At 71.7% G+C, this 22,746-nt stretch carries 18 protein-coding genes; 4 read left to right on the forward strand and 14 right to left on the reverse strand.

Translation table 11 applies throughout. The features are described 5' to 3' along the window. Positions 1–116 precede the first annotated feature (116 nt). The gene (locus ABD466_RS08300; RefSeq protein WP_344656361.1) at positions 117–1,574 is read right to left on the reverse strand and encodes an MFS transporter; all 1,458 of its coding nucleotides are present in this window, start codon (positions 1,572–1,574) and stop codon (positions 117–119) included. A gap of 58 nt (positions 1,575–1,632) precedes the next feature. Here ABD466_RS08300 and ABD466_RS08305 point away from each other — a divergent pair, with 58 nt between their 5' ends. Then, the gene (locus ABD466_RS08305) at positions 1,633–2,118 is read left to right on the forward strand and encodes a MarR family winged helix-turn-helix transcriptional regulator (RefSeq protein ID WP_344656362.1); all 486 of its coding nucleotides are present in this window, start codon (positions 1,633–1,635) and stop codon (positions 2,116–2,118) included. A 64-nt stretch (positions 2,119–2,182) separates the two neighbouring features. Here the strand turns inward: ABD466_RS08305 and pruA are convergent, their stop codons facing one another. The 4 genes from pruA to ABD466_RS08325 all read right to left on the reverse strand — a co-directional run bounded on the left by pruA (position 2,183) and on the right by ABD466_RS08325 (position 6,314). Next, the gene (gene pruA, locus ABD466_RS08310) at positions 2,183–3,835 is read right to left on the reverse strand and encodes an L-glutamate gamma-semialdehyde dehydrogenase (RefSeq protein WP_344656363.1); all 1,653 of its coding nucleotides are present in this window, start codon (positions 3,833–3,835) and stop codon (positions 2,183–2,185) included. A gap of 178 nt (positions 3,836–4,013) precedes the next feature. Continuing rightward, positions 4,014–4,691, reverse strand: coding sequence for an HAD family hydrolase (locus ABD466_RS08315; RefSeq protein WP_344656364.1), 678 nt, complete (start codon positions 4,689–4,691; stop codon positions 4,014–4,016). A gap of 57 nt (positions 4,692–4,748) precedes the next feature. Next, positions 4,749–5,243 (reverse strand): DUF6912 family protein, encoded by a 495-nt coding sequence (locus tag ABD466_RS08320; RefSeq protein WP_344656365.1) that lies wholly within the window; start codon positions 5,241–5,243, stop codon positions 4,749–4,751. Between the two features lie 75 nt (positions 5,244–5,318). Beyond that, positions 5,319–6,314, reverse strand: coding sequence for a patatin-like phospholipase family protein (locus ABD466_RS08325; RefSeq protein ID WP_344656366.1), 996 nt, complete (start codon positions 6,312–6,314; stop codon positions 5,319–5,321). A 158-nt stretch (positions 6,315–6,472) separates the two neighbouring features. Here ABD466_RS08325 and ABD466_RS08330 point away from each other — a divergent pair, with 158 nt between their 5' ends. Then, positions 6,473–8,284, forward strand: a complete 1,812-nt coding sequence (locus tag ABD466_RS08330; RefSeq protein ID WP_344656367.1) for a bifunctional lysylphosphatidylglycerol flippase/synthetase MprF — start codon at positions 6,473–6,475, stop codon at positions 8,282–8,284. 3 nt (positions 8,285–8,287) lie between these two features. Here the strand turns inward: ABD466_RS08330 and ABD466_RS08335 are convergent, their stop codons facing one another. Together ABD466_RS08335 and secA are read right to left on the reverse strand one after the other, a co-directional pair. After that, complete coding sequence (locus ABD466_RS08335) at positions 8,288–9,049, reverse strand: Rv3235 family protein (protein ID WP_344656368.1); 762 nt, start codon at positions 9,047–9,049, stop codon at positions 8,288–8,290. 111 nt (positions 9,050–9,160) lie between these two features. After that, a complete protein-coding gene (secA, locus tag ABD466_RS08340; protein ID WP_344656369.1) occupies positions 9,161–11,959 on the reverse strand; it encodes a preprotein translocase subunit SecA in 2,799 nt (932 codons plus the stop codon). 177 nt (positions 11,960–12,136) lie between these two features. On the opposite strand from secA, the gene ABD466_RS08345 reads away from it, so the two are divergent. Together ABD466_RS08345 and ABD466_RS08350 are read left to right on the forward strand one after the other, a co-directional pair. Further along, positions 12,137–12,766, forward strand: coding sequence for a GNAT family N-acetyltransferase (locus tag ABD466_RS08345; RefSeq protein ID WP_344656370.1), 630 nt, complete (start codon positions 12,137–12,139; stop codon positions 12,764–12,766). Between the two features lie 40 nt (positions 12,767–12,806). Further along, positions 12,807–14,024, forward strand: coding sequence for a winged helix-turn-helix domain-containing protein (locus tag ABD466_RS08350; RefSeq protein WP_425558584.1), 1,218 nt, complete (start codon positions 12,807–12,809; stop codon positions 14,022–14,024). A 37-nt stretch (positions 14,025–14,061) separates the two neighbouring features. Here the strand turns inward: ABD466_RS08350 and ABD466_RS08355 are convergent, their stop codons facing one another. The 7 genes from ABD466_RS08355 to mtrA form a co-directional block, all read right to left on the reverse strand. Next, positions 14,062–14,889, reverse strand: a complete 828-nt coding sequence (locus ABD466_RS08355; protein WP_344656372.1) for a hypothetical protein — start codon at positions 14,887–14,889, stop codon at positions 14,062–14,064. 48 nt (positions 14,890–14,937) lie between these two features. Further along, positions 14,938–15,648 carry a response regulator gene (locus ABD466_RS08360; RefSeq protein WP_344656373.1) on the reverse strand — a complete coding sequence of 237 codons (711 nt, stop codon included), beginning with the start codon at positions 15,646–15,648 and terminating at the stop codon, positions 14,938–14,940. Between the two features lie 152 nt (positions 15,649–15,800). Next, on the reverse strand, positions 15,801–16,547 hold the full coding sequence (gene hpf / locus ABD466_RS08365) for a ribosome hibernation-promoting factor, HPF/YfiA family (RefSeq protein WP_344656374.1): 747 nt from the start codon (positions 16,545–16,547) through the stop codon (positions 15,801–15,803). 517 nt (positions 16,548–17,064) lie between these two features. Next, entirely contained in the window at positions 17,065–17,775 is a 711-nt protein-coding gene (locus ABD466_RS08370; RefSeq protein WP_344656375.1) for a ComF family protein, read from the reverse strand. A gap of 205 nt (positions 17,776–17,980) precedes the next feature. Continuing rightward, positions 17,981–20,104 (reverse strand): LpqB family beta-propeller domain-containing protein, encoded by a 2,124-nt coding sequence (locus tag ABD466_RS08375; protein WP_344656376.1) that lies wholly within the window; start codon positions 20,102–20,104, stop codon positions 17,981–17,983. Further along, positions 20,101–21,945: an MtrAB system histidine kinase MtrB gene (gene mtrB, locus ABD466_RS08380; RefSeq protein WP_344656377.1), complete on the reverse strand. Its 1,845-nt coding sequence runs from the start codon at positions 21,943–21,945 to the stop codon at positions 20,101–20,103. Before mtrB ends, ABD466_RS08375 begins: the two co-directional genes overlap by 4 nt. 28 nt (positions 21,946–21,973) lie before the next feature. Continuing rightward, positions 21,974–22,651: an MtrAB system response regulator MtrA gene (gene mtrA / locus ABD466_RS08385; RefSeq protein ID WP_194894868.1), complete on the reverse strand. Its 678-nt coding sequence runs from the start codon at positions 22,649–22,651 to the stop codon at positions 21,974–21,976. Positions 22,652–22,746 lie beyond the last annotated feature (95 nt).

Genomic DNA, 22,746 nt, shown 5'->3' on the forward strand with positions numbered 1-22,746 from the left:
ATCAGGTGGTTATATCTGTGTGCCCGAAATCTCTACGATAGCAGACGCTACCGCAGGGACTTCGGGCTCTTGCGTTTCGCCGTCGACCTCACCGTCTTACCGCGACTTCTCCGGCCTCAGCCGACCGCGACGAGCTTCTCCACTTCGGCCAGCCCTTCGGCCTCGGCCTCGCTGTGCACGTTGCGAGTCCGCAGGGCGATCACCGCGCCGCACATCACCGCCACCGCGCAGGCGAACAACGCCCGGGAAAGCCCTGACGTGAACGCCGCCGGCGGAGTCGCACCGTGCGCCAGCCGGTGGTTCACCCGCGCCGTGGAGACCGCCGAGAAGATCGCCAGCCCCAGCGCGCCGCCGACCTGCTGGGAGGCGTTCAGCAGCGCCGCCGCCAGGCCGGCCTGGTGGTGCGGCACGCCGGCGTTGGCCGCCGTCGTGATCGCCACGAAGACGAATCCGAGGCCGATCGCCATGACCACCATCCCGGGCAGCAGGCCGCTGACGAAGCCGCCGTCCACCTTCAGCCGCGACAGCAGGAAGATGCCGGTGGAGGCGATCACCGAGCCGACGACCACCACCGGCCGGGTGCCGACCTTGGCCACCAGCTTCGGCGCCATGCCCGCGCCGATCCCGACCGCGCCGGTGACGGGCAGGTAGGCCAGGCCGGTGCGGATCGGCGAGTAGCCGAGCACGTTCTGCATGTAGAGGGTGAGGAAGAAGAACATGGAGATGAAGCCGGCGACGCTGACCAGCTGGGTGACGTCCGCCGCGGCCAGACCGCGGATCCGGAAGATCGACAGCGGCAGCAGCGGGTCGCCGGTGAAGCGCTCGTTGACCACGAACACCACCAGCAGCACGCCCGCCGCGGCCAGCTCCAGCACCGTCCGGCTCGATCCCCAGCCCTGATCCGGCGCCTTGACCAGGGCGAAGACCAGGAGCAGCATCCCGGCCGTGGCCAGGAACGCACCGAACAGGTCCAGCCCCTTCAGCGACACGCGCTTGTCCTCGGGCTCGAACATCCGGTACGCGCCGGCCAGGATCAGGACACAGACCGGCGGGTTCACGAACATCACCCAGCGCCACCCCGGCCCGTCGGTGAGCAGACCGCCGGCCAGCACGCCGACCGCCGAGGCCAGCCCGGCCACCGCGCCCCACGCACCGAACGCCTTGGTGCGGTCCGAACCCTCCTTGAACGTGGTGGTGAGCAGCGACAACGCGGCGGGCATCATGAGCGCCGCCCCGACGCCCTGCACCAGCCGGGCCCCGACGAGCAGCCCGGCGGTGTTCGCGAAGCCGCCGGCCAGGGAGGCGACGCCGAACACCGTGGTCCCGGCGACCAGCACCCGGCGCCGGCCGAACAGGTCCGCGGCCCGGCCGCCCAACAGCATGAAACCCCCGTACGTCAGCAGGTAGCCGCTGGGCACCCACTGCAGTCCCTGGGTGTCGAAGTCAAGGTCCTTGCGGATGGAGGGCAGCGCGACGTTCACGATCGACGCGTCGACCAGGTCCAGGAACGCGACGCCGCAGAGCAGCAGCAGGATGAGCTTTCCCCTGCCGGTTGATAGGAAGGACGCAGACACGCCAGACCCCCTCGGGTACGATTACTTTGAGTTCCGTACGATACGAAGAAGGTATCATATGAGTTCCGTATCATCCACCGACGCCGCGGCCTCCCGCGAGCGACGCCGGACCATGAACCGGATCACCGACGGCATCCGGGAGCTGGGCGTGGTGATGACGGTGCTCAACCTGCGGGCCGGCGAGCAGGTGGGGCTGCGGGACGTGGAGATGAAGGCGCTGGACGTGCTGATGCGCGACGGCGCGATGAGCGCCAAGGCGCTCGGTCAGCGCCTGGGCATGCACCCCGCCACCATGACCGGGATCCTGGACAAGCTGGAGAAGGCGGGCTGGGTCACCCGCGAGCGCGACCCCGACGACCGCCGCGTGGTGCTGATCCAGCCGGTGCGCGAGCGGGTCGGCGAGATCATCCGCCTGTTCGCCGGGATGAACACGTCCGCGACCGCCATGCTCGACAAATACGACACCGGGCAGCTGGAGACCATCGCCGACTTCCTGGGCTCGGTGGTCGGCCTGGCGAAGCAGGCTTCCACGGCCTGGCGGTGAGGGACTTCGCGGATCCCTTCGGAGGCGGCTGCCGGCCGGACCGTGGCCGGCGGCGTGGACCGGCTCAGCCCATCGACGGGTACCGGTAGTCGGTCGGCGGCACGAACGTCTCCTTGATCGACCGCTTCGAGGTCCACCGCAGCAGGTTCAGCAGCGAGCCCGCCTTGTCGTTGGTGCCCGAGCCCTTCGACCCGCCGAACGGCTGCTGGCCGACGACCGCGCCCGTCGGCTTGTCGTTGACGTAGAAGTTGCCGGCCGCGAACCGCAGCACGCTCATCGCCTCGGCCACCGCCGCGCGGTCCCGCGCGATGATCGAGCCGGTGAGGGCGTAGCGGGTGACGTGCTCCACGCCGTGCAGCACCCGCTCGTAGTCGGCGTCGTCATACACGTACACCGACAGCAGCGGGCCGAAGTACTCGGTGGAGAAGATCTCGTGCTCGGGGTTCGAACAGACCAGCACCGTGGGCCGCACGAAGTAGCCGACCGAGTCGTCGGCGGTGCCGCCGGCGGTGATCCGGATCGAGTCGTCGCTGTGCGCGATGTCCAGCACCCGGCGGTGCTTGGCGAAGGCCCGATCGTCGATCACCGCGCCGAGGAAGTTGGTCAGGTCGGCGACGTCCCCCATGCTCAGGCCGTCGACCTCGGCCGAGAACTCCTCGCGCAGACCCGCGCCGTCCCAGAGCGAACGCGGGATGTAGGCCCGCGAGGCGGCTGAGCACTTCTGGCCCTGGTACTCGAAGGCGCCGCGGGTCAGGGCGGTCTTGAGCACCGCCTTGTCGGCCGAGGGGTGCGCCAGCACGAAGTCCTTGCCGCCGGTCTCCCCCACGATCCGCGGGTAGGCGTGGTAGGCGGCGATGTTCTCGCCGACGGTCCGCCACAGGTGCTGGAAGGTCGCGGTCGAGCCGGTGAAGTGGATCCCGGCCAGGTGCGGGTCGGCGAGGACCACCTCGGAGACCGCGAGGCCGTCGCCGGGCAGCATGTTGATCACTCCGGGCGGCAGCCCGGCGGCCTCCAGCAGGCGCATCGTGAAGTGCGCCGCCAGCTGCTGCGTGGGCGCGGGCTTCCAGATCACCGTGTTGCCCATCAGGGCCGGGGCGGTCGGCAGGTTGCCGGCGATGGCGGTGAAGTTGAACGGGGTGATCGCGTAGACGAACCCGTCCAGCGGCCGGTAGTCCACGCGGTTCCAGACGCCGGGCGAGTTCTCGGGCGGCTGGTCGGCCAGGATCTGCCGGGCGAAGTGCACGTTGAAGCGCCAGAAGTCGATCAGCTCGCAGGCGCTGTCGATCTCGGCCTGCACGACCGTCTTGGACTGGCCCAGCATCGTCGCGGCGTTCAGCGTCGCGCGCCAGGGGCCGGAGAGCAGGTCGGCGGCCCGGAGCAGGATCGCGGCGCGGTCGTCGAAGGACAGCGCCCGCCAGGCCGGGGCCGCCTCGCGGGCCGCCTCGGCGGCCGCGCGGGCGTCGTCCTGGGTGGCGTTGTGCAGGGTGCCGAGCACAGCCTTGTGGTGGTGCGGCTGGACCACGTCGATCGGCCGGCCGCCGCCGGGCCGCTGGTGCCCGCCGATGGTCGCCGTGAGGTCGTGCCGCAGGCCGCTCAGCTCGGCCAGCTTCGCGGTCAGGGCGGCGCGGTCGGGGCTGCCGGGCGGGTACGCGAGCACCGGTTCGTTGTACGGGACGGGGACGACGGTGACACCGGTGACGTGCTGGTTCGCGGCCATGATCTCGGCAGGCTCCTCTCCCGTTCGGTACTGCGACGCGTGGCGTCTCCTCAACGGGCGGTGGTGGGTGGCGGGTGGGCGGCATCGCCTGCCCGGGTTATCCGCATCTCATCGCGGCGCGGATGCCGCCGCCACACCATTGCGCCGATCATTGCGCCGATCGACGTACCCGCGCGCATCAGCCTTCGGCCGCGAGCTCCTCGATCATGGCCACGGCGGCTGTGAGGGTGTCCGCGATCGGGGCTCCGGTGGCCCGCAGGGACGCGGCGGCGGCGAAGCCGCCGGAGTAGAGGATCACGCGGGCGCCGACACTGTGGGCCGCGGCGGCGTCGTCCGGGGAGTCGCCGATCAGCACCACGCGGGACGGTTCGGCGTCCAGGCGCCGCAGGTGGTCGGCCAGGTGCTCGGCCTTGCGGGCCGGCCGGGGCGGCTTGGTGCCCTGCACGAGGGAGAAGTGGTGGGCGATCCCGTGGTGCTCGACCACCGGCACCAGCTTGTCGTCGTGGTACATCGACAGCAGCGACTGGGAGTGGCCGCGGCCGGCCCACTCCCGGAACAGGTCCGGCAGGCCGGTGGAGAGCCGCGCCTCGCGCTCGTAGGCGACGTAGTACTTGTGGAAGGTGGCGTCCATCGCCTCCCACTCCTCGTCCGTCGGCGCGTGGCCGAGGATGTCGGTGTAGAAGGCCCGGATCGGCATCTTGATCTGGGTGCGGTACTGCTCGGCGGTGATCGCGGGCAGGCCGTGGTCGCCGAACGAGGCGTTGGTCGAGCGCAGGATGATCTCGAAGTCGTTCAGAACGGTGCCGTTCCAGTCCCAGACGAGGTGGAGAGGCTTGCGGTCATTCGGCACTGTCACCCCACCAGGGTATCGGCGACCGCCAACCGGTTTTGCCGCGAGCGTGCGGCCGGAGCCTCAACCCAGCAGGTCAGGCAGCTCCTGGGTGGCGTACCAGAGCAGTTCGTGGTCGTCGATCCCGTCCACCGTGAACACCGCGTCCTCGTCCCCGGCCTCGGCCGCGCCGAGCAGCACCACCGCCAGCGCCACCTCGTCGAGCACCGCCGGGTCGTCGACATGCAGCGAGGCCACCCAGGACAGCGGCACCTCGGCGGACACCCGGACCAGGCCGGGCTCGGAGCCGTGGTACAGGGGCACGGCCTGGGCGTCCGGCACCTCGGCGGCGATCACGACCCGGCGCCGCGGCGCGTCCGGGGCGTCGGCCAGCAGCCGCAGCGACGCCCGCGCGGCGTCGGTCATGGCGGCGTACTCCAGCTCCTCGCTGTCCCCTTCGGTGTACCACTCGCGCAGCGCCGGGGTGACCGCGTACGCCGTCAGCGGCGCGGGGCTGAGACGGCCGGTCTTGTGGAGCTCGGCGAGCGCGGACAGGGTCGCGGGAAGGTAGACGCGCATTGCGCCATTATCCCCTCCGCGCGTGCGGTTCGGCGTCTGCCGGACCCGGGCCGCGACGCGGCGGCCGAGCCCGGCTCAGAGGATCGTGCGTTGTGCCTCGACCTGTTCCAGGGTGGTTCTGAAAGAGGTCTCCAGGACGTGCGGCCGCCGGTCGCCGTCCATCAGGTTGTAGCCGATGGCGCGGATGTCCTCGGGCGTGGGGCAGAACACGATGACCTTGGTGCCTTCGGCGCGGACCCGCTGCACCTCGGCGAGCATCCGCCGGGTCACCGCCCGGCGGTAGCGGCGGACGGCGCGCTCGAGCATGGTGCGCGGCGGCCCGTCGTAGCCGCGGACCGCCATGGGCGCCAGCACGTAGAGCTCGTCGAGCGGCGGCTCGCCGAGTTCCTGGAAGCCGACCTTGGCGGCCACGTCGACGTTCGTCGCGGACCACATGCCGCCGTCGACGTAGCGGCGGCCGTCGATGACCACCGGGGCGAACCACCCGGGGATCGCGCAGGAGGCGGTGACGGCGTCGGCCAGCGGGGTGCGGGTCGCCCGGGGACTGCCGAACACGACCCGCTCGCCGGTGGTGAAGTCCAGGGCGACCACCCGCAGCGCCTTGTGCGGCGACCAGCCCTCGCCGTCGGCCGGCAGGGTCCTGACGAGGTCGCCGACGCCGCCGAGCGAGCCGCGCCCGGGCGGCAGGGCGGCGGCCATGACCGCGGTCGGAGGCACCGAGCGCGGATGCCGAGCGGTGCGCGCCAGCAGGGGCCCGGAGCCCAGGCGCAGGCGCGGGCGCTCGGGGTGCGCGCCGCCGGCCGCGGTCGCGTAGTCGAACTCCAGGCCGGCCAGCGGGCCGTCGGAGATGCGGCCGGTGAGCTGGTGCTCGTGCAGGTGCGCCGGGGACGCGCCGGCGCCGACCAGCGCCGCCAGCACCGCCCCGGCCGAGGTCCCGACCAGCATCTCGGCCTCGCGCGGGTCCCAGGCCACGGCTTCGGACAGCACCGTCAGCGCGCCGGTCATCCAGGCCGCGCCGAGCATGCCGCCGCCGCCCAGCACCAGGCCGCGGCGCACCGCCGTGGAGGCCATCGCGTCACTCCCCTCCGGGTGGTCCGTCGGTCCGACTCTAACGGCGGAAGAGCGCCCGCCTCCTGGCGAGTACAGCCGAATGTCGGATGCGCCGGTGTTTCTGACGGGAATACCGTGACATGAGAGGGCCGTTCGTGTGTCACGGGAGGTTGTTGCCCATGGCTGAGAGGCACGGGAGCGGGGTGACGGTCCCGGAGGACCGGCTCGCCGTGTGGCCGTTCGCCGCCCTGGTTCTGGCGGCGGCCGTGACGCTGTTCGGGTACGCCGCGATGGACGGTCCCCCGGCCTGGCTGACGCGGACGGTCATCGTGATCGTCGGCGCGACGCCCTCGGGCGGCCACGCCGTGCACATCGGCCTGGCCCTCCTGCTGCTGGCCCGCGGCCTGCACGTACGGCGTCTGATGGCGCTGTACCTGACCGCCGCGGCCGTGCTGTGGTCGGCGCTCATGTCACTGCTCACCTGGGACCAGCCGTGGCGGCTGGTGCCGATGGCGGCCTTCGCGTGGGCGTTGTGGGGGGCGCGGACACGCTTCAGCGCCCTGCCGGATCCGGCGCGGCTGCGGACCGCGTTCCACCTGTTCGTGGGCCTGGTCGTCGTGGCGTTCGTGGTCGGGGGCGGTGGGCTGTTCCTGCAACGCGGACGCCTGAGCGGGTCCCTGACACCGGTGGGGCTGGGGCGGGAGCTGTTCGACGGGCTGACAGCGAACCCGGGGCCGATGACCCTGGAAGGGCGGTCGTGGTTCCTGCACGGGCTGACGCTGCTCGGCGGGATCACGCTGCTTGCGGTGCTGGCGTGCGTGCTGGCCCCGGCGCCCGCGCCGCGGCCGGGCGGCGAGACCGAGCGCGACCGGGTGCGGCGCCTGGTACAGCACCCCGACTCCGACACGCTGGCACCGTTCGCCCTGCGGCACGACAAGTCCTATGTCTTCTCCCCCGACGGCCGCGCCGCCATCGGCTACCGCGTGTTCCTGGGCACCGCCGTCGTCGGCGGCGACCCGGTCGGCGCGGCGGACGCGCGGGAGGCGGCGGTCGCCGAGTTCCTGGCCCTGTGCCGGCGGCGTGGATGGCGCCCGGCCGTGCTGGGCGCGCGCGAGGCGCTGCTGCCGCTGTGGCGGGAGCACGGGATGCGTGAGATCGGCATCGGCGACGAGGTCATGCTGGACGTGGCGGGCTTCTCCCTGGAGGGACGGTCGATCCGGAACGTCCGGCAGGCGGTGCGGCGCACGCACAAGGCCGGGATCACCACGAAGGTCCTGCGGGAGACCGCACTCGACGGCGAAGCGGCCGACCAACTGCTGGCCATCCACCAGCGCTGGCTGAAGGGCCACGCCGAGCACGGCTTCGCGATGAACCTGGACGCCATCACCTCGGCCCGCCACCCGGACGCCCTGCTGATCGTCGCGTACGACGCCGCCGGCACGGCGGTCGGCTTCCAGCGCTACCACCCGGTCGGCGCCGACCGCCCCTCGGGCACCCCGACGGCCCTGTCCCTGGATGTCATGCCCCGCGACCCCACCAGCCCCAACGGCGTGAACGAACGGCTGATCGTCGACCTGGTGGCTTGGGCCCGCGACCGCGGCGTCACCGAGATCTCCCTGAACTTCGCGGCCTTCCGCCCCGTCATGGACGCCGGCTCCCGCCGCACTCCGCTGGAACGGCTCGCCTACCGCGCGATCCACCTCCTCGACCCGTGGATCATGCTGGAGTCCCTCTACCGCTTCAACGCCAAGTTCCGACCCGGCTGGCAGCCCCGCTCGGTCCTGTTCCGCAGCTGGGGGGAAGTCGCCTGGCTCGCCGTGGCCGCCTTGGCGATGGAGTTCTCAATGCCCTTGGACCGGCACCGGGTCGCCCCGGTCGGCGACCGCGTGCGCGGCCGCGGACGACGCCACGGGACGGTGCACGACGAGGTCGGGGACGGGATCGGCGACGAGGACGCGATCGGTGGCGCGGTGCGTCGGCGGGCTGGGTGACGGTCACCCCGTCTGCAGCGCCGTGCACTGCCACCGGCCGTTGTCCGCCCGATCGAAGCGCAGCGCCACCACCCGCGTCCGGCCGCCGTCGCGGACGAGGGCCAGGGCCTCGATGCCGGTGCCGCCGTCGGACAGGCGGACCGACTTGAGCGTCGCGTTCCGGCGGAAGCGCGGGAGGCGGAGCTTGCCGCGGACTTCGGGCGTGGCCCAGGTGGCGGCGTGGGCCGGGGCGCGGCGGCCGGCCAGGACTTCGACCAGCATGCCGACCAGGGCCCTGACTTCGCCGTAATCCTTGCGGGGTGCGGCCGGCCGACGCGGCGCCGAGGGCGGCGCCGGTGCCGACTCGGGCTCGGCGGCCAGCACCTCGGGACGGCGTGGTTCCGGCTCCGGCCGCTTCAGCCGGGCCATCGCCCGGGCGACGGCGCCGGCCGGCGGGTCGGCCAAGGGCGTCGGGTACGCGACCACCTCGCCGGCGCGCACCACCGACACCAACAGTCCGGGGCGCGGCTCCCGGCCGGTTCCCGCCAGCGGCCGCCACACCTGCGCGTACTCCGGCGAGCCGGCGTCCACCACCCACGGCACCGGCTCGGCATGCGGCTCGTCTTCGGGTTCTTCGTGAGCGGGGTGGGTCTCGTCTTCGACCTCGAACTCGGCCACGGCGTCCAGCCACACCGCGATACCGGAGAAGTCCGGCCTGTTATCACGGCGCCAGCGGGTGCCGACCTGGGCCGTGCCGACCGCCCGAACCGACCGCACCGGTGCCACGCCACCGCCTCCCCTGAAGGAACTGACCGAGTCCTTAGAAGATCACAGGGCACAGCGAAATGGCTGACTTCCCGGGGGAAGTCAGCCATTCAGCTCAGCATGCTGCCGCGGTCAGCGCTTCTTGCGCTTGCCCGACGAGCGGCGGCGCGGGGTCTCGTCCTGGACCGCGTCCTCGGCCGGGGCGGCGTCGCCGCGGTAGTCCGCGTACGACTCCACGCGCTGCATCACGCCGCCCTCGCCGTCTACCGTCGGGGCGGTGTAGCTCAGGTGGTCCGGGCGGCGCGGGGCGTCCAGGCCCTTGGCGTGCAGGTGCGGCGCAGTGTCCTGTCCCCGGACGGTCTGGCCGCCCGCCGCCCCCAGGGCGTCGGCCGTGGCCTGCGCCTGGGCCTGCGCCTGCGGTTCCTGGTTCACCGCCTCGACCTCGACCTTGAGGTTGAACAGGTAGCCGACGGACTCCTCCTTGATGGCGTCCATCATCGCCTGGAACATCGCGTAGCCCTCGCGCTGGTACTCGACCAGCGGGTCACGCTGCGCCATGGCCCGCAGGCCGATGCCCTCCTGGAGGTAGTCCATCTCGTAGAGGTGCTCGCGCCACTTGCGGTCCAGGACCGAGAGCACCACGCGGCGCTCCAGCTCGCGGGTGATCTGCTCGCCGAGCTGGGCCTCGCGGGCGTCGTAGCCGGCGCGGATGTCCGCGGTCAGCTCCTCCACCAGCACGTCGCGGGTGACGCGGTCGCGGCCGCCGGCGGCGTCCTCGATCTCCTCCACCGTCACCGACAGCGGGTACAGCGTCTCCAGCGCGGTCCACAGCTTGTCGAGGTCCCACTCCTCGGCGTAGCCCTCGGAGGTGGCGGCGTCGACGTAGCCGGCGATGGTGTCGTCCATCATCAGCCGCACCTGGTCCTCGAGGTCCGCGCCGTCCAGCACCTTGCGGCGCTCTTCGTAGACCACCAGGCGCTGGCGGTTGAGCACCTCGTCGTACTTCAGGACGTTCTTGCGGATCTCGAAGTTCTGCTGCTCGATCTGGGTCTGCGCGGAGGCGATGGCCCGGGTCACCATCTTGTGCTCGATCGGCACGTCCTTCGGCACGTTGGCCATCGACAGCACGCGCTCGACCATGCCGGCCTTGAACATCCGCATCAGGTCGTCGCCCAGCGACAGGTAGAACCTGGTCTCACCGGGGTCGCCCTGGCGGCCGGCACGACCGCGCAGCTGGTTGTCGATGCGGCGGGACTCGTGGCGCTCGGTGCCCAGGACGTACAGCCCGCCGAGGTCCTGGACCTCGTCGTGCTCGGCCTTCACCTTGCGCTTGGCGTTCTCCAGGGCGTCCGGCAGCGCCGCCACCCACTCCTCCGGCGTGCCCTCCGGGTCCAGGCCGCGCTGGTACAGCTCGGCGGTGGCCAGGTCCTCGGGGTTGCCGCCGAGCTGGATGTCGGTGCCGCGGCCGGCCATGTTGGTGGCCACGGTGACCGCGCCCTTGCGGCCGGCCTGGGCGACGATCGCCGCCTCGCGCTCGTGGTACTTGGCGTTCAGCACCTCGTGCGGGATGCCGCGCTTGCGCAGCATCGTCGAGAGGTACTCGGACTTCTCCACCGAGGTGGTGCCGACCAGCACCGGCTGGCCGGTGGCGCTGCGCTCGGCGATGTCCTCGACCACGGCCTCGAACTTCGCCTCCTCGGAGACGTAGATCAGGTCCTGCTGGTCCTTGCGGATCAGCGGCTTGTTCGTCGGGATCGGCACCACGCCCAGCTTGTAGATCTGCTGGAACTCCGCGGCCTCGGTCATCGCGGTACCGGTCATGCCGGCCAGCTTGTCGTAGAGCCGGAAGTAGTTCTGCAGCGTGATCGTGGCGAGGGTCTGGTTCTCGTCCTTGATCTCGACGTTCTCCTTGGCCTCGATGGCCTGGTGCATGCCCTCGTTGTAGCGGCGGCCGGCCAGGATGCGGCCGGTGTGCTCGTCGACGATCATGACCTCGCCGTTCATCACGACGTAGTCCTTGTCCTTCTTGAACAGCTCCTTGGCCTTGATGGCGTTGTTCAGGTAGCCGACCAGCGGGGTGTTCACGGACTCGTAGAGGTTGTCGATGCCGAGCAGGTCCTCGACCCGCTCCACACCGCGCTCCAGGATGCCGACGGTGCGCTTCTTCTCGTCCACCTCGTAGTCGACGTCCGGCGCCAGCCGCTCCACGATCTTGGAGAAGTCGGTGTACCACTTGGTGGCCTGGTCCGCCGGGCCGGAGATGATCAGCGGGGTCCGGGCCTCGTCGATGAGGATCGAGTCCACCTCGTCGACGCAGGCGAAGAAGTGGCCGCGCTGCACCATCTCGTCGCGCGACCACGCCATGTTGTCGCGCAGGTAGTCGAAGCCGAACTCGTTGTTGGTGCCGTACGTGATGTCGCAGTTGTACTGCTCGCGGCGCTCGGCCGGGGTCATGTTGGCCAGGATCACGCCGACCTTCAGGCCCAGGAAGCGGTGCACCCGGCCCATCCAGGACGAGTCGCGCTCGGCCAGGTAGTCGTTGGTGGTGACGATGTGCACGCCCTGGCCGGCCAGCGCGTTCAGGTAGGCGGGCAGGGTGCCGACCAGGGTCTTGCCCTCGCCGGTGCGCATCTCGGCGATGTTGCCGAGGTGCAGGGCCGCGCCGCCCATCAGCTGCACCTTGTAGTGCCGCTGCCCCAGCGTGCGCTTGGCGGCCTCGCGGACCACCGCGAACGCCTCGGGCATCAGGTCGTCGAGCGTCTCGCCGTCCTCCAGGCGGGCGCGGAACTCGTCGGTCTGAGCGCGCAGCTCCGCGTCGCTCATCTGGACGTAGTCCTCCTCGATCTCCTCGACGAGGTCGGCGATGGCCTCCAGGCGGCGCAGGATCTTCCCCTCACCGGCCCGCAAGACCTTGTCGAACAGACGCGCCACGGCAGACAACTCCTCGATTACGGATCCAAGCCCGGGTGGAAATCCTGGCAGGCAGGACTCCGCCCCGCCTTTTCCAACATGTTATGCGACGGGCTGCACTCCAAGGGAAGAGCGCGCCGTAATGATCATCGGCATATTCCCTGGAGACGGCCGCCGCGGGTCGCCTACGGTGGGGCGATGGACGTACCGGAAACGCGCGAAAGGTCTTTGCCGGTTCCCGCGCCGGCCTCCCGGCCGACGGCTCCGCCGCTGCCCCAGGGCCCTTTGCAGACCGCGCGGCTCGTACTTCGGCCCTGGCGCGAGGACGACATACCCGCCGTCTTCAAGATCTGCCAGGACCCCGACATCCAACGCTGGACGACGATCCCGTCACCGTACGAGATCGGCGATGCGGAGTGGTTCGTCCGCGAGTTCACCCCCCAGGGGTTCGCCACCGGGGACGAGGCGACCTTCGCCGCCCTCGTGAAGGAGACCGGCCGGATCGCCGGCGCGGTCGGACTCGGCGGGATCGGCAGGCTCTCCGAAGGCCGCGGGGTGCGGACTGCGGAGATCGGGTACTGGGCCAACCCCGAGACCCGCGGGCGCGGCTACATCACCGAGGCCGTGCGCGAGGTGGTCCGGTGGGGGTTCGAGGATCTGGAGCTGGGCCGGGTCACCTGGCAGGCGTTCGACGGGAACGCGGCCTCCCGGCGGGTGGTCGAGAAGCTCGGCTTCACGATCGTCGGGAAGCAGCGCGGCTCGCACGAGCACCGGGGACGGCGGGCCGACATGTGGCTGGCCGACGTGCTGCCCGGAGAGCTGCGCTAGCGGATTCCGGCCTCCGTACTTGTCGGTGCCGACCGCTAGCGTGACCAAGGTGACGTCCGTACCGCTCGGGGGCAGGACACAGCCCCGCACCGAACTCTCCGCCGCCGAGGCCCGCCGCCTGGCCCTGCACGCGCAGGGGATGATCGGCGTGCCGGACCGCCGAGCCGGGGTGAAGGGGATGCTGCACGGTCTGGGGGCGGTGCAGCTGGACACCATCAGCGTCCTGGCCCGCTCCCACGAACTGGTGCCGTACGCGCGGCTCGGCGCGGTCGGCCGCGAAGCGGTCGAGAAGGCGTACTGGAACCACGAGGCACACGGGGCGTCGACGTTCGAGTACTGGGCGCACGCGGCCTGCATCCTGCCGGTCGAGGAGTGGCCCACCTTCGCCTACCGCCGCGCGGACTACCGAAGGCGGGAGAACGGCGGCTGGGGCATGGCGACCTCGTCCGAGACCACGGCGACGGTCCTCGGCAAGCTGCGCGACCTGGGGCCGTGCACGACGGCGGACTTCGGAGGAGCGCGCAAGAGCGCCGAGTGGTGGGACTGGTCGGACACCAAGATCGCCGTCGAGAAGCTGCTCGCCACCGGCGACGTGGTGTGCGTGGAACGCCGCGGCTGGCGCCGGGTCTACGACCTGCCCGAACGGGCGCTGCCGAAGCCGGTGCTCGACGCCCCGGAGCTGACCGTCGAGGAGGCGCACATCCGCCTGCTGGCCCTGGCCGGGGCGCGCTTGGGCGTCGGCACGATAGGCGACTTGGCGGATTACTACCGCCTCAAGATCCCCGATGCGAAGCCGCTGATGGACCGCACCGGTCTGGTCCCGGTGACCGTGCGGGGCTGGACCCAGCCGGCCTGGGCGGACCCGGCAGCCCTCGACCTGCTCGCCTCCGGAGGCCCCCGCGGCCGCCACCGGACCACTCTGCTGTCCCCGTTCGACTCCCTGATCTGGGAACGCGGCCGGATGGAGCGCATCTTCGGCATGGTCCACCGCATCGAGGCCTACACCCCGGCCGCCGAACGCGTGCACGGCTACTTCGCGATGCCCCTGCTGGCCGGGGGCAAGCTGCTCGGCCGGGTGGACCCCAAGCGCGAGGGCAAGACGCTCATCGCCAAGAAGGTGTCCCTCGACTCCCCGACCGCCGCCCGGCCGATGGCCGAGGCGCTCCGCGAGGCGGCGTCGTGGGTCGGATGCGACAACGTGGTGGTCGAGCTGGTGACGGGTACCGGAGAGGCCGAACTGCGGGCCGAGTTGGCCTGACGGCCCGGCTGCCGGCTTCGGCCGACCGGCGCGGGCCCTACCGCCACAAGGGCTGCGGCGGCGCCCCGAACCACTCGGCCAGCACCGCCGCGTCATCCGTCCGCAGTCCGCCGCGCCAGTCGACCAGGTGCAGCCCGCGCGTCCGCGCCAGCTCCGCGAACGCCTCCGCGACCGCGGCGTCGGCGATGCCGGTGCGGTGCACGCCCGCCACCGTGACCCGGCTCGCGTGATCGACGAGGCCGTAGACGTGCACGCCGTCGGTGACGGACAGGGCGTAGCCGCCGCGGACCACGCCCTGGCCCTCGATGGCCACCGGGCGGACGAAATGGGTGGTGGTGCCCAGCGTCGCGGCCAGGTCCTCCACGGTCAGGGTGACACCCTCCAGCGGCTCGGCGGGGTCCACGCGCAGGTGGATCTCCGTGAAGCCGGGGCCGGAGCGGAACTCGGTCTGGACCCGGTGGATGGCCGCCAGATTGGCCGCGACCGCCTCGGCGGCGAACGGGCCGACCAGCTCCACGTCGCGCCACAGATCGTCCTTGACCAGCAGCACCGAGCGTCCGTCCAACGGGCCGGCGAGGTCCGGGAGCCGGTCGCTGATGCTGGACATGCTGAAGGGGATGTCGCCGGCCGGGGCGAAGCCGTCGCCGTCCACCCGCTCCACCCGGCGCAGCGTCAGCTCCAGCCCGCCGACCAGCTCGTACTCCTCGCGGAAGGCCGGCTCGGCGCGCACCACGCGCCAGACCGTGCCGGCCGCCTCCAGCATCTGCGTGCCGTCGAAGGCCGGAGGCAGGGTCTCCGAGGCCACCACCGTGCGCGCGATCACTCCGCCGTCGGCGGCGTCCCGCAGCGTCACGGAGATGTCCATGCCTTCGAACCTACGCGCGGCCGTGCCCGCGATGTCAAGCAGCGGATCTCAAGTGATCTCCAGCAGCTTCTCGCGCACCGCGTAGACCACGGCTTCCATCCGGGAGTGCAGCTGGAGCTTCTCCAGGATGTTGCGGACGTGGTTCTTCACCGTGTTCTCGGTGATGAACAGCTCCTTGGCGATCTCCCGGTTGTTGCGGCCGGTGGCGACCAGCTTCAGCACTTCCATCTCGCGGTCGGTGAGCTTGGGCGCGGCCGCCGGGACCGGCGCCGACGGCGCCTCGGCGCCGCGGGCCAGGGCCGCGAACCCGGTCAGCAGCTTGGCCGCCATCGACGGGCTGACCTGGGACTCGCCCCGCTGTACGGCGCGCAGCGCGTCCGGGATGGTGTGCGGGAGCACACTCTTGAGCAGGTAGCCGGAGGCGCCGCTCTTGACCGCCTCGTAGAGGTCGGCCTCCTCGTCGCTGGAGGTGAGCATGATGACCTTGGCGTCCGGGACCGAGCGCTTGATCGCGGCACAGGCCGCCAGGCCGTCGGTGTCGGGCATCCGGACGTCGAGGATCACCACGTCCGGGGCCAGTTCCTCGGCCTTGACCACGGCCTCGGCGCCGTCCGACGCCTCGCCCACCACCTCGATGTCGTCCTCGGTGTCGAGGACGACCGCCAGGCCTCGGCGCAGAAGCGTGTGGTCGTCGGCTATGAGGACTCTTATGGCTTCCGACACAGGACCATGATGGCACCTCGCGAGGTGGCCTGACATTACCCGGACGGGTGATCGCCACTCGGAGGAACCCCCGCGGGACCGGGACGGCCCCGGTCCCGCGACGAGTCCCAGGAGATCAGAGTCCTGTACTGCTGTGGATCAAGGCCGGGGTTCCGGCCGCGAAAACCACAGAAAATGCCGGAGAATCCTCAGCGTCGCGCGCCGGCCATCCGGTCCGACGGCGAACTGGCCGCGGCGCTGCGCACCTCGGCGTTCATGAGCGAGGGCTCGCCGACCAGCTCGCTGCTCACCTCGCCAGGCTCCAGCCGGATCACGCCGTAGTCGTACGCGTGGCGGCGGTAGACCACCGCCGGCAGGCCGGAGTCCTTGTCCACGTACAGGTAGAAGTCGTGGCCCACGAGCTCCATCTCGTACAGCGCCTGGTCCAGCGTCATCGGCGAGGCGGAGTGCGTCTTCTCGCGCACCACCATGGGACCCTCCTGCGAGGGGCCGGAGACGGAGTAGGGCTTGAGGTCGACCTCGGGGTTGTCCGTGGACGCGCCGTCCGCCGTGAGCAGCGGCTCGGTGCCGGGCGGGAGGTCCGCCATCGCGGGCAGATGCTTGATCGACTCGGCGACCGCCTTGCTCTTGCGGTGGATCTTGCGCCGGTCCTTCGCCTTGCGGATCTGCGTCTGGAGTTTCGCCGCGGCCAGGTCGAGGGCCGAGTACGGATCGCCGGCGCAAGCCTCGGCGCGGATCACCGGCCCCGGGCAGTCCAGGGTCAGCTCGATCCGGTCCTTCTGCTCGGCCTGGCGGGGGTTCTTCTCCTCTCCCAGCACCACGGTGAGGCTGATGGCCTTGCCGTCCATCTCCTGCACCTTGGCCAGCTTCTCCATCACATGCCGACGGAACCGGTCGGTCACCTCGTGATGGCGGCTCTTGACGACGATGTCCACGCGCGTTCTCCAATCTCGCGTCCAGATCTGCTGCCGGGCTCTGCGGCCTGCGGCTTCGGCGTCGGGGAGGTGATATGTCCAGCGGCGCCTCCGGGGAGGGTGGATCGGAGTACTGCTCTCTTGTCGATCTCCAACGTACGCCGGAGACGGATCGTGCCCGGCGATGGGAGGGGAGGAAGTCACAGCCGGTGCGGAACCGGCGGAAGTTGCGGATGGCGCGGCTGCGACAGAAGGAGGTCAGGGGGACGATGTCGCCGTCATCGAGGGACGGGCCGTCTCGGCGGGAGGCCGGATATGTGCGGGAACTTACGCATCACGCCTGCTCACTTGTCGCGGGCCAGTGCCTATGGGTGAAAGCTAGTCCGGCTGCGGCCCGGAGGGAAGACGCGGAGCGGGCTGTTGGACCATTCGAGTGATCGGAAGGGCGTTCGACCGGAGTTCGGACCCGGTGGTGGCGGGATTCCACGGATGTTCACATCCTGGACACCCGCCGGTCATGAATTACAGAATTTCTACTCTATTCGCGTACGCGAGCCGCGGCGACCGTCGCCGCGCCGAGCACCGGGACCCCGGCCGCCCGCAGCGCCCGCGCGGCCTCGGCGAGGCTCGCGCCGCTGGTGCTGATGTCGTCGACGAGGACCACGCCGCACCGGGCGGCGACCGGTCCGGGGACCGCCCGGCGGACCCGCAGCGCCCCGGCGAGGTTGGCCCGCCGCTGCTCACGCGTCAGCCCGGCCTGGTCGGCGACCGCACGAGCGTGGCACAGCGCCGGCACCGCCCGGACCGGGGCGCCGGCCTCGCGCAGCACCCGCGCCGCGGCCCGCGCCAAGCGCGCGGTGGTGTCCTCGCCCCGCTCGCGGACCGCTTGACGACGCGAAGGCATCGGGACGAGCGCCAAGGGCCCGGCGGGAGGCCTCCCGGCACCGTCGACAGTCGCCGCCACGGCGCGGGCCAGGGCCCCACCCAAAGCCCGCCGCAGGTCGCACCGTCCGCGCTCCTTGTACGCGATCAGCATCGTGCGCACCGGATCCTCGTAGCGCGCCACCGCGTGCGTACGCGGCGTCCCAGGCACGGCGGCCAGCGCCCGCCAGGGTCCCCCGTGGGCCAGCAGACGGCCGCACGGCCCGCACAGCGGGCGTCCGGACGGCTGGAGGCGTCCACAGCCGCCGCAGTCGCGTTCCGCGGCGAGATCCAGCAGTGCGGCCCACAGCGGGCGGACAAGCGCCATCGGCCCCCCGGTCGTAGATTCGTTCGTACGACCGGACGCGTCTCCCGGCCGGTCGGCTCCCGTCGTGCGACGGCGCGGACGAATTATCGGGTATGTCCGGTTGATCACGCCAGTGGAAGCCGCGGCCCACCCGGCACCCGCCCGGCACCCACCCGGCTCCAAAACCGGCTCCAAAACCGGCTCCAAAACCGGCTCCAAAACCGGCTCAGTCCGGCAACACCGTCGCGATGACCGGACTCGACCCGACCTCCTGGTAGCTCTCGGCCCCGCCGCGCCCCTTGAAGTACACGTAGCTGGTGTTCGCGTCGCCGCCGTCGCTGAACTCCCACAACGAGGACCGCCCGTTGATCAGGCTGGTGCTGGCGGAGATGTGCTTGGCGGCGGACTGGGCGTCCTCGGGATCGCTGATCACCGAGTCCTGCGAACCGTCCGAGTACACCTTGTACAGCCTCAGCGTGTTCGAGTTCCGCGACGAGACGCCGAGCACCACCACGGTGCGGCCGTCCGCCCAAGCCGCGTCGGTGGCGGAGGCCAGGGTGTCGGACAGCAGCGCGGACGGGTCCGACGACACCTTCGGCAAGCCGCTGCCCCGGATGATCGAGACCATGGCGGCGGGCGAGGGGCTCGGCGCGCCGGACGCCGGCTGGCCGGTCGTGCCCTGGCTCCCGCCCTGGCCTCCGCTGTCCGGACCCGCCACCAGCACCGCGCGGGTGCCGTCCGGCGAGGGCTTGAACCGGGTCAGCGGCGCGCCGGCGGGGACGTCGATCGCGTCCCGCGAGGCGGCCGAGGGGCCCTGGTCACCGGGATCGCGCAGCTCGTACAACACGTGGTTGTCGACCATCCAGAGCGAGCCGTCCACCGGGTCCCATTCGAGGTCGGTGATCCGGCTGGCGTCGGAGGTGACGTACCACTGCCGGCGGTCGGAGGCCGTCTTGCCGACCACCGTCACCGCTCCGGACTTGCCGTCCTTGGTGTCCTGGGTCACGACGGCCGCGGTCACCGGCGAGGCCGGCGCCCGGACCTGCGTCGGGTCCCCGGACTGCCGTACCGCGATCGGCGCGTCCTTCACCAGGCGCAGCCCGGTCAGGTCGGCTTCCGATCTGGGCTTGGCGCCGGCGCCGGTCGGGCAGGCGGTGAACTGCCCGCCGCCGAGGGAGCCGCCGGGGGACTTGGACACGAGCGCCGAATCGGTGCCGCCCGGGACCGGGCACACCCAGTACACCGCCGGCAGTTCGTGGGCGGGGGGCACCGGCTGCCCGTCGGAGCAGGTGGAGCCGCACCCGGGGTAGGTCACCGTCACGTGGCTCACCGACGTCGCGGCCCCGATCAGCTGCTGCGTCGTGCCGGCCGCCGCGAAGGTCGCGGCGAGCGCCCGGAGCACGTCGGTGAGGATCGGCGCGCTGCCCGCCGGGGCCGTGAGCGGCACCTTGGCCTCACCGCCGCTCACGGTCACCTGGCCGTTCAGCTGCATCGGCGAGCTCTGGGCCGGGCCGCGGCCGCTCAGCACCGCGTCGGCCAGCGCGGTGTACGTGTAGTCGATCTGGCCGGTGGCCTGGGTCAGGTAGACCTGGTCCATCCGCTGCACCCCGGAAGTGGGCAGGTAGACCGGCAGGGCGGACTGGTAGCTCTGGTAGACCCGCTTGAACGACTCCACCGAGATCATGCGGTACGCCGGCAGCGTCTCGATCCGCCAGCCTTCGCGCTGCTTCACGAGCGTGAAGTCCATGCTGATGTCGTCCGGCGACATGGTCTGGTAGAAGCCGTGCCGGTCGAGCTCGGCCACCTGCCGGCCCCGGGCGGAGACCTTCGCCACGCTGCCGACCGGTGCGTCGGCCGGGGCCCCCTCGCTGGTGATCGGCCGGATGCCGCGGTCGGCCGGGGCTTCCTGGTCGAACGTGATGGAGGGCTGGCCCTCCACGATCTTGGTGTCCGTCTTCCACGTGCCGCCCGGCGGGATCCAGTTGCTCCGGACGCCCGCGGTCAGATAGTCCTGGGCGACGCTGAAGCTCGGGTCCTTCTGGTCACCGGTGAGCGCCTGCAGGAAGCTCTGCACCAGCTCCTGTCCCGACATCTCCTGCGAGGGTTCGCGCGCGATGATGAAGACGTTGTTGTGGCTCTGGCTCAGGGACGTGGTGCGGACCGAGCCGCTGGACGGAGGTCCGGCGCAGGCCGCGGTGCCCAGCACGGCGAGTCCGGCCAGCGCCGCGGTGGTGCGGCGCAGGATCCGGCGCCGACGGACCCGGGACGCGGCGGACGCGGCGGACCCGGGGGAGGCTATGGACCCGGCGGAAACCGTGGACTCCGCGGCCCCGGTGCGAACGGTGGTCAACGCTCCCCCAGCTTGTCCGGTGTCCTGGCGGTGAGGCCGGTCAGATCCGGTCCGTCGTGCCGCGGCGCCGCGGCCGAGGCGCCCTCGGCGGCCAGCCGCGCGGCCTCGGCCTGCCGCTTGTGGTGCCGGGAGTCGTCCGGCTCCAGCGGGATCGGCGAGCGCACCAGCTCCTGCCCGGCGGTGCGGGGCAGGGTCAGCCGGAACTGGGAGCCGCCGCCGGGCTCGCCCCAGGCCTGGAGCCAGCCGTGGTGCAGGTGCGCGTTCTCCAGCGAGATGGCCAGGCCCAGGCCGGTGCCGCCGGTGGTGCGGGCCCGGGCCGGGTCGGCCCGCCAGAAACGGCCGAAGACCAGGGAGGACTCGCCGGGCTTGAGGCCGACGCCGTAGTCCCGGACGGCGACCGCGACCGCGTCGGCCGAGGCGGCGACCTTCACCGCGACCGGGCGGCCCTCGCTGTGCTCGATCGCGTTGACGACCAGGTTGCGCAGGATCCGCTCGATGCGGCGCGGGTCGATCTCGGCCACGCACGGCGTGTCCGGCGCGACGATCAGCACGTCCGAGCCCTTGCGCTCGGCCAGCACCGCGCTGCCGTCGACCACCCGGCGCACCAGCGCCCGCAGGTCCACCGGCTCGGCGTCCAGCACGGCGGCGCCGGCGTCGAAGCGGCTGATCTCCAGCAGGTCGCCGAGCAGTTCCTCGAACCGGTCCAGCTGGGTCTGCAGCAGCTCGGCCGAACGGGCGGTGGGCCCGCCGAAGTCCTCGCGGGCGTCGTGCAGGACGTCCGCGGCCATCCGGACCGTGGTCAGCGGTGTGCGCAGCTCGTGCGAGACGTCGGAGACGAACCGGCGCTGCACGCGGGAGAGCTCCTCCAGCTTGCGGATCTGCCGTTGCAGGTTGCCGGCCATGGTGTTGAACGAGGTCGCCAGCCGCGCCAGATCGTCCTCGCCGCGCACCCGCATCCGCTCGTCGAAGCGCCCGTCGGCGAGCCGCTCGGCGATCCCGGCGGCCTGCCGGACCGGGGTGACCACCAGCCGGGTGATGAACCACGCGACCCCGCCCAGCGCCAGCACCAGCACCGCGCCGGCCGAGGCGATCAGGCGGTTGTCGAAGCTCAGCGCCTTCGTCTCGCTGGTGAACGGGAAGGCGTAGTAGAGCTGGATCTCCGGGGGCGGTGAGCTCGACGTGGGCAGCGCGAACCGGCGGCCGTAGAGCAGGCCGGGGGTGGTCCTGCCGGCCGGCGCGCTGTCGGAGGGCGCGCTGACCGGATCGTCCGTCGGCGACTGCACGCTGTACTCGAGCTTCGTGGTGACGTAGTCGACCCGGCCTGCCGCCGCCGGCTGCAGGGGCAGGTCCAACTTGTCGCGGACGCTGCGCGGCAGGATCCCGCCGCAGGTGTAGCCGCCGGTCGGGAGCTGCGGCGAATCGGAGGTCAGGACCACCTGGTAGGTGTCGGTGCTGGCGCCGCTGCACAGGTTGGTGACCAGGGCGTGCAGCTCGGAGAACCAGGCGGCGTTCTCGGCCTCGGCGCCGGACCTGACGCTCGGCGCGCCCTGCTGGCCGGCCGGGCTCTGGTTCCTCACCCGGTCCGCCGCCGCGGTGATGTAGCTGCCGGCCTGGCCGAAGCCGCTGCTGACCATCGCCAGCGACGAGCTCTCCTTGGCCTGCACCAGCCCGTCGCGGATCTTCGCGTTCAGCATCCAGCCCAGGCCGACGGCGATGACCACCGACAGCAGCAGCGTCAGCGACACCACGCGCAGCTGCAGTGAGCCGCGCCAGGTCCCGGGCAGTTCCAGGACGGCGCGGCCCAGCCTCCGGGCACCGCCGGTGAACTTCGAGACCCGCATCTACCGCTTCCGCTTCCCCGTCGTCGTGCTAAGCCGGACCGGCCTTGTATCCCACCCCGCGGACCGTCACCACGATCTCCGGGTTCTCCGGGTCCACCTCGATCTTGCTGCGCAGGCGCTGCACGTGGACGTTCACCAGCCGGGTGTCGGCGGCGTGCCGGTAGCCCCAGACCTGCTCCAGCAGCACCTCGCGGGTGAACACCTGCCACGGCTTGCGGGCCAGCGCGACCAGCAGGTCGAACTCCAGCGGGGTGAGCGGGATCTGGCGGCCGTCGCGCTTGACCGAGTGGCCGGCCACGTCGATCGACAGGTCGCCGATGGCCAGCGTCTCCGGCTTCGGCTCGTCGGCGCGGCGCAGCCGGGCGCGGACCCGGGCCACGAGCTCCTTGACCTTGAAGGGCTTGATCACGTAGTCGTCCGCGCCGGACTCCAGGCCGACGACCACGTCGACGGTGTCGCTCTTGGCGGTGAGCATGATGATCGGCACCCCGGACTCGCCGCGGATGAGCCGGCACACGTCGATGCCGTCGCGCCCGGGCAGCATCAGGTCCAGCAGCACCAGGTCCGGCTTGAAGTCGCGGAACACCTGCAGGGCCCGGTCGCCGTCGGCGACCGACGTGGTCTCGAAACCCTCGCCGCGCAGGGCGATGCCCAGCATCTCGGACAGGGCTATGTCATCGTCGACGATCAAGACACGACCTTTCATGCGGACTATCGTCGCATTACTTTCTGCATTTGGTGAATCCCCGGTGCCGATGGGGCGCACCACGAGTGCCGGTACGGGGGTGGCGCCGGGATCGG

The sequence above is a fragment of the Catenulispora subtropica genome (assembly GCF_039531675.1).
Taxonomy (GTDB): domain Bacteria; phylum Actinomycetota; class Actinomycetes; order Streptomycetales; family Catenulisporaceae; genus Catenulispora; species Catenulispora subtropica.

Excerpts from the sequence above, each read along its gene's own strand:
- ABD466_RS08355 (WP_344656372.1), bottom strand. The coding sequence starts at position 14,889 with ATGGACATCTCCGTGACGCTGCGGGACGCCGCCGACGGCGGAGTGATC.
- mtrB (WP_344656377.1), bottom strand. The coding sequence starts at position 21,945 with ATGCGGGTCTCGAAGTTCACCGGCGGTGCCCGGAGGCTGGGCCGCGCC.
- mtrA (WP_194894868.1), bottom strand. The coding sequence starts at position 22,651 with ATGAAAGGTCGTGTCTTGATCGTCGACGATGACATAGCCCTGTCCGAG.
- ABD466_RS08330 (WP_344656367.1), top strand. The coding sequence starts at position 6,473 with ATGGCTGAGAGGCACGGGAGCGGGGTGACGGTCCCGGAGGACCGGCTC.
- ABD466_RS08305 (WP_344656362.1), top strand. The coding sequence starts at position 1,633 with ATGAGTTCCGTATCATCCACCGACGCCGCGGCCTCCCGCGAGCGACGC.
- ABD466_RS08360 (WP_344656373.1), bottom strand. The coding sequence starts at position 15,648 with ATGTCAGGCCACCTCGCGAGGTGCCATCATGGTCCTGTGTCGGAAGCC.
- ABD466_RS08320 (WP_344656365.1), bottom strand. The coding sequence starts at position 5,243 with ATGCGCGTCTACCTTCCCGCGACCCTGTCCGCGCTCGCCGAGCTCCAC.
- ABD466_RS08345 (WP_344656370.1), top strand. The coding sequence starts at position 12,137 with ATGGACGTACCGGAAACGCGCGAAAGGTCTTTGCCGGTTCCCGCGCCG.
- ABD466_RS08370 (WP_344656375.1), bottom strand. The coding sequence starts at position 17,775 with ATGGCGCTTGTCCGCCCGCTGTGGGCCGCACTGCTGGATCTCGCCGCG.
- ABD466_RS08325 (WP_344656366.1), bottom strand. The coding sequence starts at position 6,314 with ATGGCCTCCACGGCGGTGCGCCGCGGCCTGGTGCTGGGCGGCGGCGGC.
- pruA (WP_344656363.1), bottom strand. The coding sequence starts at position 3,835 with ATGGCCGCGAACCAGCACGTCACCGGTGTCACCGTCGTCCCCGTCCCG.